Consider the following 15561-nt stretch of genomic DNA (forward strand, 5'->3'; position numbering starts at 1 on the left):
ATATTCCATCTTTTTTTCCGTCGAAACAGGGTTATGTACAGATCAAACCGAGTAATCATGATGAGGTTATATAATCTATACTTATTTGTTAGTTATAGGGTACCAATGCCGGTACGATTACTGTCGTAAATTAAAGTATGCTTATTTATCAAATCTTCTATATCATACTCGTCTACATTTAAATCAAATATACGTTTTAATTCAAATGATTCTTCTCCTTCAGTAATATCTTCAAATAATCCCAAAATTATGCTTGTATACTCTTCTGATTTCATTCTTTCCCTTGAATTAATAAGGCATAAAACTCTAGGTTTATTATTACACCACTCTAAAATCATTTTATCCTCGGCAGAATAACCATTTCCATAATCAAATTCTAAGCTCCAGGCTTCATAAAAATCATCCTTAAAATATCTTCGTGCCCGACAATAAAATTCGTGTTCCATAGTCTAACTTCCTCTCTTTATTCTGCTAAACAGTCGCACTCGCCCACCTCTGGAACAAAACTATCTTGACTATTTACATAATCATCATATCCAAATGTAATATAAGTCAAATGTTTATACCCTTTATCATGCAACAAATCAACTGCTGCAGCTGCTCTTTTCCCTGAATAACACATTAAATAGATTGATTTTTTTTCAAGCTTATTATCCTGTAAATATTCCATCAATTCCACGCCATCGCTTGAAGGAATATTTATAAACCCGTCAATATGCCCTGCTTCATAGTCTTCCCTCTCTCTTAAGTCAATCATAACATTCGCAGGATATACTTCTTGCAATAATTCGGTCAATTCATCTTCCTCATACATTAAATCTACTTCTTTGCCTATTGACCATTTTATCATAGAAATATTAACTATCACAAGAAGAACTATTATTCCTATCAAAAACTTACTATTCATTTATCCTCCTGTATGAATCTCTTGACAATAATATGGAAGTCAAATAGTTAGATATATAAATAGCAATACTACTAGTAACAATCATACCTATCCATAATAGCCAATACCCTTCTATCTCGCCTAAAATAAACTTTGAATACAATATGTCATTGCTAATTATTCCCGATAACTGTGTCATAAGAATGGTCATTGGGAACATATAGCTATCTTCATTTAGTGCAAAATATAAAGCTAAAAATATAACTTCAAATACAAGTACCAATTCTTTTTTTAGATAAAAAGCACGCATGACCGTATTAATTACAAATCCAATTGACAACATATAAAAAGTTCCTAATAGAATGAGTACCGCAATAATAATAAAATTTTTATAATCAACTACAAGATTAAGTGCAGACATAATTAAAAACAATGACAATATGTTCAATATGCAAGTATATAAAGCCTTTATACTAATTCTTACTAAAAATAAATATGTTAAATCAGTATCAGCTATTCCATTATTTCTCAAATACCGGCCTCTGTTTATTTCAACATCATATACATTATTCGGCAGTGAAATACCTGTTAAAATCATTCGCAGCAACACATAAATAGAAACAAATTGTATTATTATATAACACTCTGCACTTGTATACTGCGATAAAGGCTTTCCTTCAAAAGAGCAATATGCATACAATGCCAAAAACAAAATCATAAATACTACATTAGCCTTACTAACTGAACTTAATTCATAATAGCTATATTTAATTTGAGATCTTATCATACGGATTATCATATACCATTTTCACCTCATTATCCTCGCACAACAAAAATGAATCAAAATCTTTTAAGATAGATATATCATTTGTTGATATTACAATTCCTTTTGTTTCCTTTTTATTCTTTAACATATCTAAAAACACTTTTTTTGAGTCTATATCAAGTCCAAGCGTTGGTTCATCAAGAAGAATAAAAGGTCTAACAGAAGAGAATGCAAATGATAATGAAATTTTTTGTTTTGTCCCAAGCGATAATTCATTTATCCTTTTATCTAAAACATTTTGATTAAACTCTAAATTTCTAAGTATTTCCCAAAAACATTCCTTATTGAAATTTCCCACTGACATGTAATATTTAATATTCTGTGCACATGACAGATTTTGATATAGGTAATTTTGGTCTTCAATATATAATACCGCATTTCTAAGAGCACGTTGATATTTTAAAGTATTTAATATTCCAATTGGAAAACAATAGGTTTCCTCATTTAATGTTACTCTTCCATTGTCCGGAAAAACATTACCAGATAATATACGCAACAAAGTTGTTTTTCCTTTGCCGTTTTTTCCAATAACAGCATACATTTTTCCACAATCCACTTCAAATGAAGCCGGACCTTTAATTACATGGCTTTTAGATATTTTCTCCAGTATCATTAAACAACTCCTAATAATAGCCCCCAAGCTACTGAATCACCTACTGGACCATCAAATGGACAAATTGTCGCCACAATTACCAATAAAACACATCCAGCAGTGGCTAATGACTTACCCCAACTAATTGTAGATGGTGAAATAGCACTTCCCCATTTACTTCCAACTTTATTCTTAGCTTCTTTCATAGCCCAATTTGGAACAGGATTACTTTTATATCCATCACATGGTTGTAAAGTATCTAATCTTAAACAATATTTAGGAGCCTTTTTATAATAAAAATGTATATGATAGTATGGTTTCGAATCCATTCCTGGAGTGTCTAATCTCATTGTCCATCCCTGTCCAAGATCATATGTTGTTCCTGCCGCCTGCACCTCTGTAGATGTACCGATAATTCCGGTTGTCATAACTAATACTGAAAATACTAATAATATCAGTTTTTTTAGTTTGTTTTTTCTTTTTTCTTTTTCCATTTTGTTTCTCCCTTCGTTTCTCCATATAGTCAAATGCTAAAAGATGTACCTTTTGAGACTGATTGCTGATCTTTACAAATTTGATTGGTCAGATGTTCCTTTATTTCACCCAAAGATTTTCCAAAATATTTTTATGCAGTTATTATAAACCAAATACCCCCTCTCCTAAAAAGCTAAGAGAATAAGTTTTACTTTTTTTTTACAACCATGGCATTCCTTCTTTCATTTTACTTTAAAGTTATTTATCGCCCTATATTATATAAACGTTTTAACCCCTAATTCGTAACACTATTTTATTTAAGTTTTTAAAGACGATACCCGTTTTAAGAAGATCTTCTGATTTTGGAATTGCATTTGTAAGGAATTTATGTTTCCGTCTCTCATGCCGAATATCTCATTCTGGATATGAAAATACCCCTGCCAGCTTCCCGGCGGCAAGAACCGCAGTTTCCGGACTTTTCAGTGGATTTCCTCCCACTGAAGGTACACCAAAACAATAAAAAACCGGGGATCCTCCCCGGTAATAGAATAATTATTCCTTAAAATTTAATCCGATTGCCTTAGCCGGACATTTTTCCATGGCTTCAAGAACGCGCATCTGCTGAGCCTCATTACCCACCGGAACAAGGACAACTGCCTTTTTTGACTCCATAGCGAAATTATCCGGTGCAATCCTTGTACATAGTCTGCACCCCATACAGCAGGCAGATTTTACAGTTAACCCCCTGCTCTGTGGATCCTCATCCGAATGCTCCATTGGAATGTCCTCCCGTTTTATCAGCCTGGACATAATAAAACCCATTATAAAAATGGAGACAGTGGTTAAAATCCAGCGTATTATCATAAATTTAAAACTTAAAAATTTAGCCTCATTAATAAGCATGGGAACCTTAATAACAGCCCAGGTGCTTAATATTATTACAATATTAGAAATGCCCGCTCCTTTTTCCAAAAGCGTTTTACACACAGGAAACGCTGCATAAATAGGTCCGGCGGAAAAGCTGCCCAGGAGAAATGAAAGAATGGATCCTTTCACTCCTGCCCCGCTGCCAAAGCTGTTTTCTATGGTCTTTCTTGGAACCCACGCTGTAATCAGTGAAGTCAGCACAAGAATGACAGGCATTATCATCAGCATTTCCTTCACGTAATATAAACTGCCTTTCAATGCCCGCGCTGCTTTATCTGGACTTAAAACTGACAATACAGAATAAACCAGAATAACCAACACCAAAAGCCTGTTATTATTAACTGCCTTTTTTAATTTAATCATAAAATCACCCCCATAATAACCGCAATCAGAATAGCAAAAACAAAGCTGAGAGAATTTCTAAGTAAGGTGAATTTTATTCCAAACTCTCTCTTTTCCAGGGGAAAAGTCACGATCCCCACCATTGTCAGGGTTGTGAGAAATGCAACCACCGGAACCAGATTTGCTCCCGCATCCAGGAGAGATCCAGCCAGCGGAAATGCCACAAAAGCGGGAATCAATGTAATACAGCCAATCAATGCAAAAATAATTGTAGAAGTCAGAAGGTTGGATTCTCCCATAAAATGTCTGACTGTATCCTGTGGAACAAAGGTCATGATTAAACCAATCAAAAATAAGATTGCCAGTATTTCACCTGCCATACTCTTCATCATTCCACCCGACATTTTAAGTGCACCAAACGTTTTCTTTCTGTCTCTGGCAATCGAAACAAAAAACCACACCAGCGTAATGATCCAGAATAAGGCTGTAAAAATGTCCATGTTATTCCCTCTCGTATTTTGCCGGGTTTGAAGACTTCACCACAAAGAATTCCAGAATCTCATCGTCGCTGTTTACAACGTTCATTTTTGCATGATATGGAATTGCGATAATCTGCCCTGCATGATATTTGTGCACTCCCTGCTGATCCAGTTCCAGAGACATGTTCCCCCTAACTATAATCATGTAGACATTGGAGTTTGAATAATGCTCCGGAAGCCGCTCCCCCTTCGGGAGAATCATATGATTCAGCTGCAGGTTGTCATCATCCACCAGTTTTTCAATATTTTTTGTATCCAGGATTGAGTAATTATAAGTTTTTTCAAGCATAGAATTGCTCCTTTCAATTTTAGTTTTAACATAGTATACTTTAGAATGACAAATAATAAAGTTACCATGGTAACTAATCAGGAGCGTGAGAAAAATAAATATAGAAAAGTATTCAACTTTGCTTTTAAACCTTGATTTATTTAAAGATTTTAAAGAGGAGCAGTTTATACAGCTGTTTAAAAATGCCCCATATGCAATCAATACCTATACAAAAGGCCAGGTCATTCATCTTCAGAATGAAGTCTGCTCCGCCATGGATATTGTGCTTGAGGGAGAAGTCTCTGTCCAGAAAATTGACTCCTCAGGTAATATATTAAAAATCATCGTCTTCTCCAATGCCGACATTTTGGGTGCGAACCTTCTTTTCTCAAGCAAACATGTCTATCCCATGACAATTGTTTCAGAATGCAGATCTGTCATACTTCATATCTACAAAGAACTGATCCTGGAACTCTGTCACTCCAATGACCGGTTTATGAGCGGACTTATGACAGAGATTGCGGATAAATCCCTGATGCTTACAGAAAAAATTGATGCCATATCCATGAAGACAATCAGACAGCGGATTGTGGATTACCTGGGATATCAGTATTATTTACAAAAATCTTATGTAATCAGGCTTAACATATCCAAAAAGGAATTGGCGGAAAGACTTGGAATACAGCGTTCTTCCTTAAGCAGGGAACTTCAGAAAATGAGATTAGACGGATTGTTAGAGTATGATGCAAAAACAATTACAGTGAAGGATACCGGAATAATCACAAGCAGGAATCTCTCTGCAGGAAAATAAAAGAACCGCTGCTCTCCCGTGACCTGACTTGAACTTTTTAGCAGCGGTTCTTTTATTTAACTATTATTTCATCATTTCCACAATCTGATCTGCATCCAGAACATCATCTATCACTTTTGCATAGTGAGCGTATGTGACTGTAAGGTCTGGCAATAGAATGAATGCCGCCGGAAGCTGCAGTTCTTCCCCCTCGTACCTTCCATGAGAGAATCCTGCTGCCATGGCTTTCCCCACTTTCACCATGGTCTTCAGTCCCGCCAGATCTTTTTTACTTGCTGCAGGAAGAATTTCAAACTCCCGGTACAGCTCTTCTTTTGGATCACAAACGATCTCAAACGGGAACATATCTTCTTTTCCCATATCTTCCCTCAGTAAATCCGGATCGCTCTGCAGAACCACCAGTAATTCGCCTCCTGCTGCCGTAATCTTTTCATAATTCCCGGCATACTGGGAAAGGTCGTACTGGCAAAGCGTACACCCATAATAGCGGAGAAATACAAGTGCCAGTTTTTTTCCTCCTGCTGCCTCACTGAGCCGGACATTTTTACGAAAAGGTGTATCAAATGTAAAGTCCCGCATCTTGTCATTTACATTAATTTTCCCCATATTGTGCACCTCGTTTTATCTGTGAATTTACTTTACATTAAAAACATACTGGTCAAGACGCTTCATCGCTTCCTCAACTCTGCTGAAAGGAAGAGCCAGATTAAGCCTTATTGAGCATGGTCCGTGGAACATGCGTCCATCCTGCCATGCAACACCTACATCCCAACCGCTCTTTTCCAGTTCATCAATGGTTTTTCCATTCTCTTTACACCAATCCGTACAATCCATAAACAGCATATAGGTACCCTGTGGTTTGGAAAGCTTCACACCTTTAAAATGCTGTGTGATATAGTCATAAGCGTAATTGACATTTCCTGTAAGCACCTCGCATAACTGGTCCACCCATTCGGCCCCTTCCGGTTTATATGCACCGATCAAAGCATGCATGCTGAGCACATTCATATCATTATAATGAGATTTGCTGCTCTGGGAACGGACACGGTCCCTTAAATACGGATCATAAATAATATGATAAGAACCGATCAGTCCTGCCAGGTTGAAGGTTTTGCTGGGCGCATAAAGGGCTATTGTCCGCTTGCGGGCATCCTCACTGACGGACTGCACCGGAATATGCTTATTTCCGTCTAAAATCAGATCCGACCAGATTTCGTCAGATATAACGATACAGTCATTATTCTTATAGACTTCCATCGCTTTTTCAATCTCCCATTTTTCCCATACACGTCCGCATGGATTGTGAGGATTGCAGAAAATAGCGGTATGAATCTTATGAGCCTTTATTTTTTTATCCATATCCTCATAGTCCATACGCCATACGCCGTTCTCATCCAGCTTTAATGGACTATGTATAATTTTGCGTCCATTGTTTTCAAGACTCATGGTAAAACCGATATAAGTAGGGGAATGAAGCAGTACTGCATCGCCAGGTGCTGAAAAAGCATTCAGCACAGAAATGACTCCGCCAAGAACACCATTTTCATATCCGATGCACTCCTTTGTCAGGCCTGTCACTCCGTTTCGTTCCTCCTGCCACCGGATTATGGCATTGTAATACTCCTTAGAAGGGCTGAAATAACCAAATGCCGGGTGCTGTACACGCTCCACAATTGCTTCGCAGATTGATGGGACTGTTGGGAAATTCATATCTGCAACCCACATCGGAATCGTATCAAAGCCATTCTTTGGAAGATCCGGAGCAAAACCTGGTAAGGTTCCAAGACCATCTACAGCAATGGCATCTTTACCTCTGCGGTCCATAATTGATGTAAAGTCGTATTTCATAGCAATATCCTCCTTCATCTTAATCCGCCGTCAGAACGGGAAAATCTTAGTAACGGCAGACATTTTGTATACAGTTTATTATTATTACTCCTCATCATCTGCAAGTGCCTGAACGATAATAGCCTTTTTGTTTTCCTCCAGGAACTCCTTCTTCACTGCACCGGTATGTATTCGAAGTAATGAGAATCCAACGCAAACAGCCAGAATTATGATGGATGCAATGATATCATTTCCTTTTAAATCTTTAAATAAGTTAAAAGCTACGACTCCTGCACAGGCTGCAGACAGAACACAAATAATATTATACACCGGAATGGGCATACGAAGTGCACATTTTTTCCACTGGTCCGGATATTTTTTCGGCAGCGTAATACATGCCATATTGAGATATACATTCATCACCATGGAGGGAATCATTACAAGTGATATTATGGAATCAAGACTGAATCCAAGCAGTATGGGCATTACGCTTAGTAAATAGAAAGCAAGCTGAATCACCCATGGAAAACCGTTTTTAGTGGTCCTTTTAAATACCGGAGGAAGCCATCCGTCTTCTGCAATCTTCATCAGCGGATAACGGAACATGGCAATACCGCCTAACAGACTGGTCGCAATGGCAAATACACCGCCGCCTAAAATAAACATAATATAAATACTATTTGGGAATATCGCCTTAGCAGTCGCCCCTAAATTTGCTCCTGCAACCTGCTCATATGGTAAAACACCAGCAGCCACAATACTCATTACACCATATATAACAGCTAAGGCAAGGGTAATCCAGAGAATAGCAAGCGGAATCGTCTTTTTCGGTTTATCAGTAACAGCAACCATTGATACAGGTGCCATAGTGGTTCCCTGGCAGGCCCAGCCCATAATTGCAATAGCACTAACGAATCCAGCAAAACCGCCATGGAAAAAACCGCCGTCTGCATTGGAAAAATAGTCTGGTTTTACCTGAGGCATTCCAAAAATTACGAAAATTGCTATTGCTCCAATCAATATTACTGTCATTGCATTTTCCAGCAGCGTAATAAAACGGGAACCACGCAGGGTGCTGGCAAAAAAAAGAGTCATGATAAGTACTGCCACTGTACGTGTATAAGGTTCCACCCCCGGAAATACCGCTGATATATAGTTAACCATTCCAAGTGCATAGCTAGACATAGCCATGCTGTTAACAAGAGCCATAGTTGCTGAAAAACCAGTCATTGTCGGATTAAACAGCAGTGCCTTCTGGCTGTAATCTCCCCCCTTAAATACAAACATGGAACTCATTATTACATTGTACATATAAGCCAGAAGCATAAACAGACAACCGCCCACACATACCAGTACAATTGATCTGCCTGTATAAGCAATTCCAAACCCAAGTAAAACAAATATGCCAGAACCTATTGCGCCACCCAAACCAAGACCGAAAATATTTAACATACCGAGCTTTTTGCCATGCTCTTCCATTATGTTTTCCTCCTCAATGATCTTCTTCTCAATCAGCTTCCATACATACTACAATACTGCAACCGCCTCAATCTCCACCCTGGCACCTTTAGGAAGACTGCCTACCTGGAATGCCGCTCTGGCAGGACAGTCTACGGTAAAATATTGTGCATAAACCTCATTCATTTCTGTAAATTCCCCAATATCCTTTAGTAATACGGTGGTTTTCACCACATTCTCCATACCGGCACCGGCAGATTCTAAAACAGCCCGGATATTCTCCAGAGACTGCCTGGTCTGCGCTTTGATATCCTCTCCGGCAAAGGATCCGGTAGCCGGATCTATAGGGAGCTGTCCCGATACATAGATCGTTCCAGACGCCATGATTGCCTGAGAATAAGGTCCAATCGCAGTTGGTGCTTTTTCAGTACTCAGTGCTTTTTTCTGCAACAAAATCATCCTCTCTTTTTAATAATTTTTTTATCTTTTTGATTGTATTTTTATCATAACACAGTTTTCAAAATTTGACAATATTTTTATCAAAGTGACAAAATTTTTATATATTTTTGTGTATTACAATTGATACTTTTTTTAAAAATGTTATAATAAAAAAGGAATATGAGAGGAATGTGAACGATGATGACAGATAAAGAATTGTTAGAAATGTATAAACCAATGGTATCTTTTTTATCCAGCCTGTGCGGTCCGGGTTGTGAAGTATTGCTTCATGATGTTTCAAAATCAGACAGCGGTACGGTGATTGCGGTTGCCAATGGGCACCACTCCGGACGAGGCATCGGTTCCCCCATGACTGACCTGGCCAATCAGATCACCAAGGACAAGATTTACAAAACGCAGGATTATCTTACGAATTATCATGGTGTAAGCAAAAGCAAGAATTTTATTTCCAACACCTATTTTATTAAGAATGAAGACAGGCTGATCGGTCTGTTATGCGTTAACCGAAATACAACGGCCATTCATGAATTAGACCTGGCATTGGCTAATTTGAAAAAACATTATAATTTGTCAGAAGGAAGAACGGATATACAGGAAGATTTAAGCACCCCTGTGGAAGAGATGCTTTCCACACTTGTAAACCAGGCGGTTAAAGAAGCCGGAGTCTCACCTCAGCGCATGTCCCGTCAGGAGAAGATAAACATTGTTCATCAGCTGAATGAGCAGGGTGTCCTGACTATGAAAGGGGCTGTTTCTGAAATTGCAAGACAGCTTTTCGTCTCTGAACCTACCGTTTACCGGTATTTGAACCACAAATAAAATTTTATATGCCATGACCTTAAACGGCAAACATAAATGAAACTGCCATTATCAACCGGAATAAATGGGGGATAAACGGCAGTTTCGTTTTGCCCATATAGCAGAAGGAGCAGACAAAATCGGACCAGATTTCAATTTTCATATGATCAGCTCCTTTTCCTTTTTGGCGTTTAATGTGTCTTTCTTTTTCAAAAGATACTTTCATTATAATGATAGAAAAATCAAAGGGTATTCTGTATTATTTTTTCATAAGAACCCAATAATTTTTATATACTGTTCCGTCATGACCGATTAGCTTTTCATCCGTCAGACAAAATTTCATTTTTTCCAATGCCTTTATTCTTTCATACGCAAGAGAGACCGCTTTTGTCGCAATGATCTGACATTCAAATAGATCATATATTGGTGTAATCAGTATGGATCTCAGCTTTCATTTATTTCCATCATAACAAAGGAACCATGACAGCCCTATGTCATGGTTCCTTTGTTATTCAGCTATATTAATCGGGCTTAAATTGCCAGTTCCAGTCACCATGGTAGATCATCCGCTTATTCATTCCGCCGTCCACAGTGATGGTTTCTCCTGTAATAAAATCCTGATCACATAAAAAAGTGACCATCTTTGAAATATCCTCCGGCGTCCCCACTTTTCCTGCCGGAATCGCAGCCATATCTTCCCGGCTAAATTCCTGCTGTTCCGTCACATGAATCCAGCCAGGTGCAATACAATTAACCAAAACCTCCGGTCCCAATGAGATGGCGAGCGCATGGGTCAGCGCAACGATTCCGCCTTTCGCACTGGCATATGCTTCCGTATCAGGTTCCGACTGAAACGCACGGGAAGAAGCAATGTTTATAATTCTTCCCCGGTTTTTAATTAATTCATTTTTACATAACCGGCTTAGTTCGAAGGGCGCCTTCAATCCAATAGATAAGGTATAGTCAAATTCTTCGTAAGTTAACCCTGACAATATCCCTTTATTTCCGCGGCAGGCGTTATTGACCAGAATATCTATCCGTTTCAGCTTTTCCATTGCAAATTCAATAAAACTCTTTAGGACTGCCGGATCTGCTACATCCCCATGATAATAAAACAGACCTGGGTACTCATTTGCAAAATCCAGTGATTTCTGTTCGTCTGTATCAATAAAACACACCTGATCTCCTGCGTTGATAAAATCAGAACAAATCTGTTTACCTATTCCGCGGGCTCCCCCGGTTACAACCACGCCTCTGTTCATACCCCTCTCCTTTACTTCAATATCATTTACGCATCTCTAACCATGCTGTACAATCTGTACTTCCAGACCATCCGGATCTTCTACAAAAAAGAAAGTGGTGGCTGGAACCGGTGAAAAGGGACCGCTTTTAATCGCTATACCGTTCTCCCTCAAATGTTCCATCGCTTTCTCAATCGATGGTACTTCAAACCCAATTGATATCCCTTTGCTCTCTTGGGAAATCCCCTTCTGTTCAATTAATTCAATCAGCGCATTGCCAGGCTCACCGAGCATAGCAATTTTCATACCGGGTCCACCCTCAAATTGATTTACAATATCCAGACCGATGATCTCATGATAAAATAAAATTGATTCCTCTAAAGATTTTACATGTATGGTTGTCCAGCAAAACTTCATATCCCGCCTCCATATTTATTATAATATTTTTCTAAGCCGCCTCAAACTGACTGTTATAAAGCTGTGCATAAAATCCGTTCTTTGAAAGCAGTTCCTCGTGGTTTCCGCTTTCAATGATATCACCATCCTTCATAACCAGAATTAAATCCGCATTTTTTATCGTTGAAAGCCGGTGAGCGATAACAAAAGATGTTCTTCCCGCCGTAAGCTGATCCATGGCTGCCTGAACCATACGTTCTGTACGGGTATCCACGGAGCTGGTCGCTTCATCAAGGATCAATAAAGGAGCGTTTTGTATCATCGCTCTTGCTATGGTGATCAGCTGCTTCTGTCCCTCTGAAAGACTGGCTTTATCATTTAATATTGTATCATATCCCTTGGGTAATGTCATAATAAAATGATGCAGACCTACCGTTTTGCAGGCATTTATCACATCTTCATCCGTCACTCCCTGTTTGCTGTAAATAATATTTTCCCGTATAGTCCCTTCAAAAATCCAGGTATCCTGTAATACCATACTAAACTGTGCATGGACACACTCTCTTGGCACCTGGTTCACTGGTACCCCATCGATCAGAATTTCCCCTTTATCTGTCTCGTAAAATCTCATGAGCAGATTGACCATGGTGGTCTTTCCGGCTCCCGTCGGTCCTACGATTGCCACCTTCTGTCCTGCATTTATTTTTGCAGAAAAATTATTTATCACCGGCTTATCCGGTGTGTAACCAAATCTGACATTTTTAAATTCCACATTTCCTTTTACATCTGTTAAAACATACTTTTTATCAGATTCATTCTCAAGTTCCGCTTCATCAAGAAATTCAAAAACACGTTCACTTGCTGCCGCAGTTCTCTGAAGATTATTCATCGCCTGGGCAATCTGGGACAATGGCTGTGTAAATAAACGGATATACATCATAAATGCCACAATCACACCAAAAGTGATTTTTCCTTCCAATGCAAGAGCTGCACCAACCACACAGACAACGACGTAGCCAAAGTTTCCTGCAAAGCTCATAAGAGGCATCATCAGTCCTGAAAGGAACTGTGATTTCCATGCACTGCTGTATAAACTGAGGTTGCTGTTTTCAAAAGCATCTTTCGCCTCCCTGCTGCCATTATAAACCTTTACAACATTATGGCCTGTATAAACTTCATCAATGAGGCCGTTGATATGACCTAATTCTGTCTGCTGCTGTTTAAAATATTTCTGTGATCCACTCATGATAATCATCATGAAACCGAAACCGATTATGCTTGACCCCACCGCAGTCAACGCCAGAATCCAACTGTTATAAAACATCATGATCAAAGAGCCAAACAGCATTGTAACAGCAGTAATCAAGGTACCCACACTTTGATTTAATGTCTGTCCGATGGCATCCACATCATTGGTCACACGGCTCAGTACATCTCCAAAGCTTACAGAGTCAAAATATTTTAAAGGCAGGCGGTTCATCTTCCGGGAGATATCTGTCCTCATCTTTTTTGATATTACCTGTGTGACAGTTGCCATAACCAGACTCTGTATATAGTTTAAAAGAAGAGAAACGGCGTAAAATGCGGCCAGTATCCGGCCGATTCTTAAAACGGAGCCCATGTCAATCGAACCTGAAACAGGCGTTCCATTGACCATGGCAGGAAGCCCCCTCATAATTTCATTCGTTAAATCTTTTAGTTTATCCGGACCGATAATCTGTAATACGGTACCAGCTGCAGCTGCAGCCAGAGCAAAGATAATAACAGGCAGATATTGTCTGCAATATGCCAAAAGCTTTGCCATTGTAGTGTTAAAGTTTTTCGGTTTTTCCACAACCTGACCCATGGATCCTTTTCCCATTGGACCTCCTGTCATGTGACCTGTATTGGAATTTTTCTTTCCCTGTTGTTCACTCATGATATTAATTCCTCCTGACTAAGCTGTGACATTGCAATTTCCTTATATACACTGCAGGTTTGAAGCAGCTCCCTGTGAGTTCCCTTTCCAACTACTTTTCCTTCATCAAGTACAATGATCTGATCCGCATCCATAATTGTACCGATTCTCTGTGCGACAATCAGACTGGTTGCTCCCCGGGATTCTTTTTTAAGGGCAGATCTTAATACCCGGTCAGTTTTATAATCCAGTGCTGAAAAGCTGTCATCAAAAATATAAATCTCCGGTTTACGGCAGACCGCCCGGGCGATGGCAAGGCGCTGTTTCTGTCCTCCTGATACATTGGTGCCTCCCTGTGCAATCTCCGCTTCATACTGATTTTCCATCTTCTCCACAAATTCGCTGCCCTGCGCAGTTTTTACTGCAGATTCAATTTCTTCCGGCAGTGGTTTTTTCCTTCCGTTATCACCAAATGCCACATTGCTGCTTACCGTTCCGCGGAACATCACTGCTTTCTGAGGCACATATCCGATCTTATTATGAAGAGCTTCCTGTGTATAATCCTTTACATTCACACCATCAACCAGAATCTCTCCCTCTGTTGCATCATAAAATCTAGGTATCAGACTGATCAGCGTGCTTTTTCCGCTTCCGGTTGAGCCAATGAAAGCTACCGTCTCGCCTTTCCCTGCTATAAAGCTGACATTTTCCAAAACATAGTCGGCAGCTCCCGGATACTGAAAGCTGACATTTTTAAATTCAACCGTCCCTTCCTTCCCCACCTCACCATCTTTTTTATGCCCGTCTAAAATAGCCGGCTTTGTTTCCAGTACCTCATTAATACGTTTTGCAGATACAGACGCTCTGGGAAGCAGGATAAAAATCATTACTAACATCATGAAGGACATGATGACCTGAACCGCATAAGAAGAAAATACCACCATGTTGGAAAATATTGTCAGGCGGTCCATGGCCTGGGCTGCGTTAATTAAATTAGCTCCAATCCAGTAAATAGCCAGAGACAAACCGCTCATTAACGCAGTCATCATGGGAAGCATGACCGCCATCCCCCGGTTGGTGTATAACTGGGTGGCAGTCAGTTCCTGATTTGCCTGATCAAACTTCTCTTCCTGGTAATGCTCTGCATTGTATGCCCTTACTACCCGTAAACCGGTTAAATTCTCTCTTGTAACCCTGTTTAAATTATCCGTAAGTGTCTGCATTTTTTTAAATCCGGGCATAATAAAAATCATAATTGTACCAATAACAGCCACCATGATTCCTACTGTAACACCCGTTGCCACTGTCCACTCATACCCTTTTCCTGCTATTTTTGTAATCGCCCATACCACCATGATCGGAGCCTTAATAAGCATCTGTAACCCCATGGTAATGAGCATCTGCACCTGGGTAATATCATTGGTGGAGCGTGTGATTAAGCTGTCTGTGGAAAAACGGTTGATTTCTTCCATGGAGAAGGAATCAACTTTAGAAAACAACAGACTTCTGATTCTTTGTGAAAAAGAAGCTGCAATTCTTGCTGCAAAGAAACCAACCACTGTCGCAGAGACCAGGCTCCCCAAAGCACAAATTAACATCTTTGCACCTGCAGCCCATATATCTGCCATGGCACTTCCCGGAATCTGTGTTAACTTCGTAATTTCTGACATATAGTCAGGAAGCTTTAAATCCAGCCAGACCTGAGCTACAATAAAAATCATACTGGCAAATACCTGCACCCATTCTGCCAATTTCAAACGCTTCAGTAATTTTATCATGTATTTCTCTCCTTTTTACTAACTTTGTTATATACTAATAGT

General features: G+C 39.3%; 19 protein-coding genes. 2 read left to right on the top strand and 17 right to left on the bottom strand.

The window, feature by feature from the left end; all coding sequences use genetic code 11:
* Positions 1–92: 92 nt before the first annotated feature.
* From DS742_RS26635 to DS742_RS26670, 8 genes are all read right to left on the bottom strand, one after another.
* Positions 93–446: a hypothetical protein gene (locus DS742_RS26635; RefSeq protein ID WP_117419939.1), complete on the bottom strand. Its 354-nt coding sequence runs from the start codon at positions 444–446 to the stop codon at positions 93–95.
* 17 nt (positions 447–463) lie between these two features.
* On the bottom strand, positions 464–907 hold the full coding sequence (locus tag DS742_RS26640) for a rhodanese-like domain-containing protein (RefSeq protein ID WP_117419940.1): 444 nt from the start codon (positions 905–907) through the stop codon (positions 464–466).
* Entirely contained in the window at positions 900–1685 is a 786-nt protein-coding gene (locus tag DS742_RS26645) for a hypothetical protein (protein WP_117419941.1), read from the bottom strand. The genes DS742_RS26640 and DS742_RS26645 overlap by 8 nt, the downstream gene beginning before the upstream one ends.
* Positions 1654–2325 (bottom strand): ATP-binding cassette domain-containing protein, encoded by a 672-nt coding sequence (locus DS742_RS26650; RefSeq protein WP_117419942.1) that lies wholly within the window; start codon positions 2323–2325, stop codon positions 1654–1656. Before DS742_RS26650 ends, DS742_RS26645 begins: the two co-directional genes overlap by 32 nt.
* Positions 2325–2798, bottom strand: coding sequence for a hypothetical protein (locus DS742_RS26655; RefSeq protein ID WP_117419943.1), 474 nt, complete (start codon positions 2796–2798; stop codon positions 2325–2327). The genes DS742_RS26650 and DS742_RS26655 overlap by 1 nt, the downstream gene beginning before the upstream one ends.
* A gap of 532 nt (positions 2799–3330) precedes the next feature.
* Positions 3331–4068, bottom strand: a complete 738-nt coding sequence (locus DS742_RS26660) for a permease (RefSeq protein ID WP_117419944.1) — start codon at positions 4066–4068, stop codon at positions 3331–3333.
* Positions 4065–4547 carry a permease gene (locus DS742_RS26665; RefSeq protein ID WP_117419945.1) on the bottom strand — a complete coding sequence of 161 codons (483 nt, stop codon included), beginning with the start codon at positions 4545–4547 and terminating at the stop codon, positions 4065–4067. Before DS742_RS26665 ends, DS742_RS26660 begins: the two co-directional genes overlap by 4 nt.
* A 1-nt stretch (position 4548) precedes the next feature.
* A complete protein-coding gene (locus tag DS742_RS26670) occupies positions 4549–4875 on the bottom strand; it encodes a cupin domain-containing protein (protein WP_117419946.1) in 327 nt (108 codons plus the stop codon).
* 85 nt (positions 4876–4960) lie between these two features.
* Between DS742_RS26670 and DS742_RS26675 the strand changes: the two genes are divergently transcribed.
* The gene (locus DS742_RS26675; RefSeq protein ID WP_117419947.1) at positions 4961–5665 is read left to right on the top strand and encodes a Crp/Fnr family transcriptional regulator; all 705 of its coding nucleotides are present in this window, start codon (positions 4961–4963) and stop codon (positions 5663–5665) included.
* A 63-nt stretch (positions 5666–5728) separates the two neighbouring features.
* Here the strand turns inward: DS742_RS26675 and DS742_RS26680 are convergent, their stop codons facing one another.
* The 4 genes from DS742_RS26680 to DS742_RS26695 form a co-directional block, all read right to left on the bottom strand.
* Complete coding sequence (locus tag DS742_RS26680) at positions 5729–6271, bottom strand: peroxiredoxin-like family protein (protein WP_117419948.1); 543 nt, start codon at positions 6269–6271, stop codon at positions 5729–5731.
* A gap of 27 nt (positions 6272–6298) precedes the next feature.
* Entirely contained in the window at positions 6299–7513 is a 1215-nt protein-coding gene (locus tag DS742_RS26685) for a MalY/PatB family protein (protein WP_117419949.1), read from the bottom strand.
* A gap of 84 nt (positions 7514–7597) precedes the next feature.
* Positions 7598–8971 (bottom strand): APC family permease, encoded by a 1374-nt coding sequence (locus tag DS742_RS26690; protein ID WP_117419950.1) that lies wholly within the window; start codon positions 8969–8971, stop codon positions 7598–7600.
* 48 nt (positions 8972–9019) lie between these two features.
* Entirely contained in the window at positions 9020–9400 is a 381-nt protein-coding gene (locus DS742_RS26695; RefSeq protein WP_117419951.1) for a RidA family protein, read from the bottom strand.
* A gap of 186 nt (positions 9401–9586) precedes the next feature.
* Here DS742_RS26695 and DS742_RS26700 point away from each other — a divergent pair, with 186 nt between their 5' ends.
* Entirely contained in the window at positions 9587–10228 is a 642-nt protein-coding gene (locus tag DS742_RS26700) for a helix-turn-helix transcriptional regulator (protein ID WP_205692813.1), read from the top strand.
* A gap of 19 nt (positions 10229–10247) precedes the next feature.
* Here the strand turns inward: DS742_RS26700 and DS742_RS29845 are convergent, their stop codons facing one another.
* From DS742_RS29845 to DS742_RS26720, 5 genes are all read right to left on the bottom strand, one after another.
* Positions 10248–10370: a hypothetical protein gene (locus tag DS742_RS29845; RefSeq protein WP_278336113.1), complete on the bottom strand. Its 123-nt coding sequence runs from the start codon at positions 10368–10370 to the stop codon at positions 10248–10250.
* Positions 10371–10728: 358 nt separating this feature from the next.
* Positions 10729–11469, bottom strand: coding sequence for an SDR family oxidoreductase (locus DS742_RS26705; protein ID WP_117419952.1), 741 nt, complete (start codon positions 11467–11469; stop codon positions 10729–10731).
* 36 nt (positions 11470–11505) lie between these two features.
* The gene (locus tag DS742_RS26710) at positions 11506–11865 is read right to left on the bottom strand and encodes a VOC family protein (RefSeq protein ID WP_117419953.1); all 360 of its coding nucleotides are present in this window, start codon (positions 11863–11865) and stop codon (positions 11506–11508) included.
* 31 nt (positions 11866–11896) lie between these two features.
* Positions 11897–13762, bottom strand: a complete 1866-nt coding sequence (locus tag DS742_RS26715; RefSeq protein WP_205692814.1) for an ABC transporter ATP-binding protein — start codon at positions 13760–13762, stop codon at positions 11897–11899.
* On the bottom strand, positions 13759–15519 hold the full coding sequence (locus DS742_RS26720) for an ABC transporter ATP-binding protein (protein ID WP_117419954.1): 1761 nt from the start codon (positions 15517–15519) through the stop codon (positions 13759–13761). The genes DS742_RS26715 and DS742_RS26720 overlap by 4 nt, the downstream gene beginning before the upstream one ends.
* Between the last annotated feature and the right edge of the window lie 42 nt (positions 15520–15561).

The organism is Lacrimispora amygdalina, assembly GCF_003432035.1.
Lineage (GTDB): Bacteria > Bacillota > Clostridia > Lachnospirales > Lachnospiraceae > Lacrimispora > Lacrimispora amygdalina.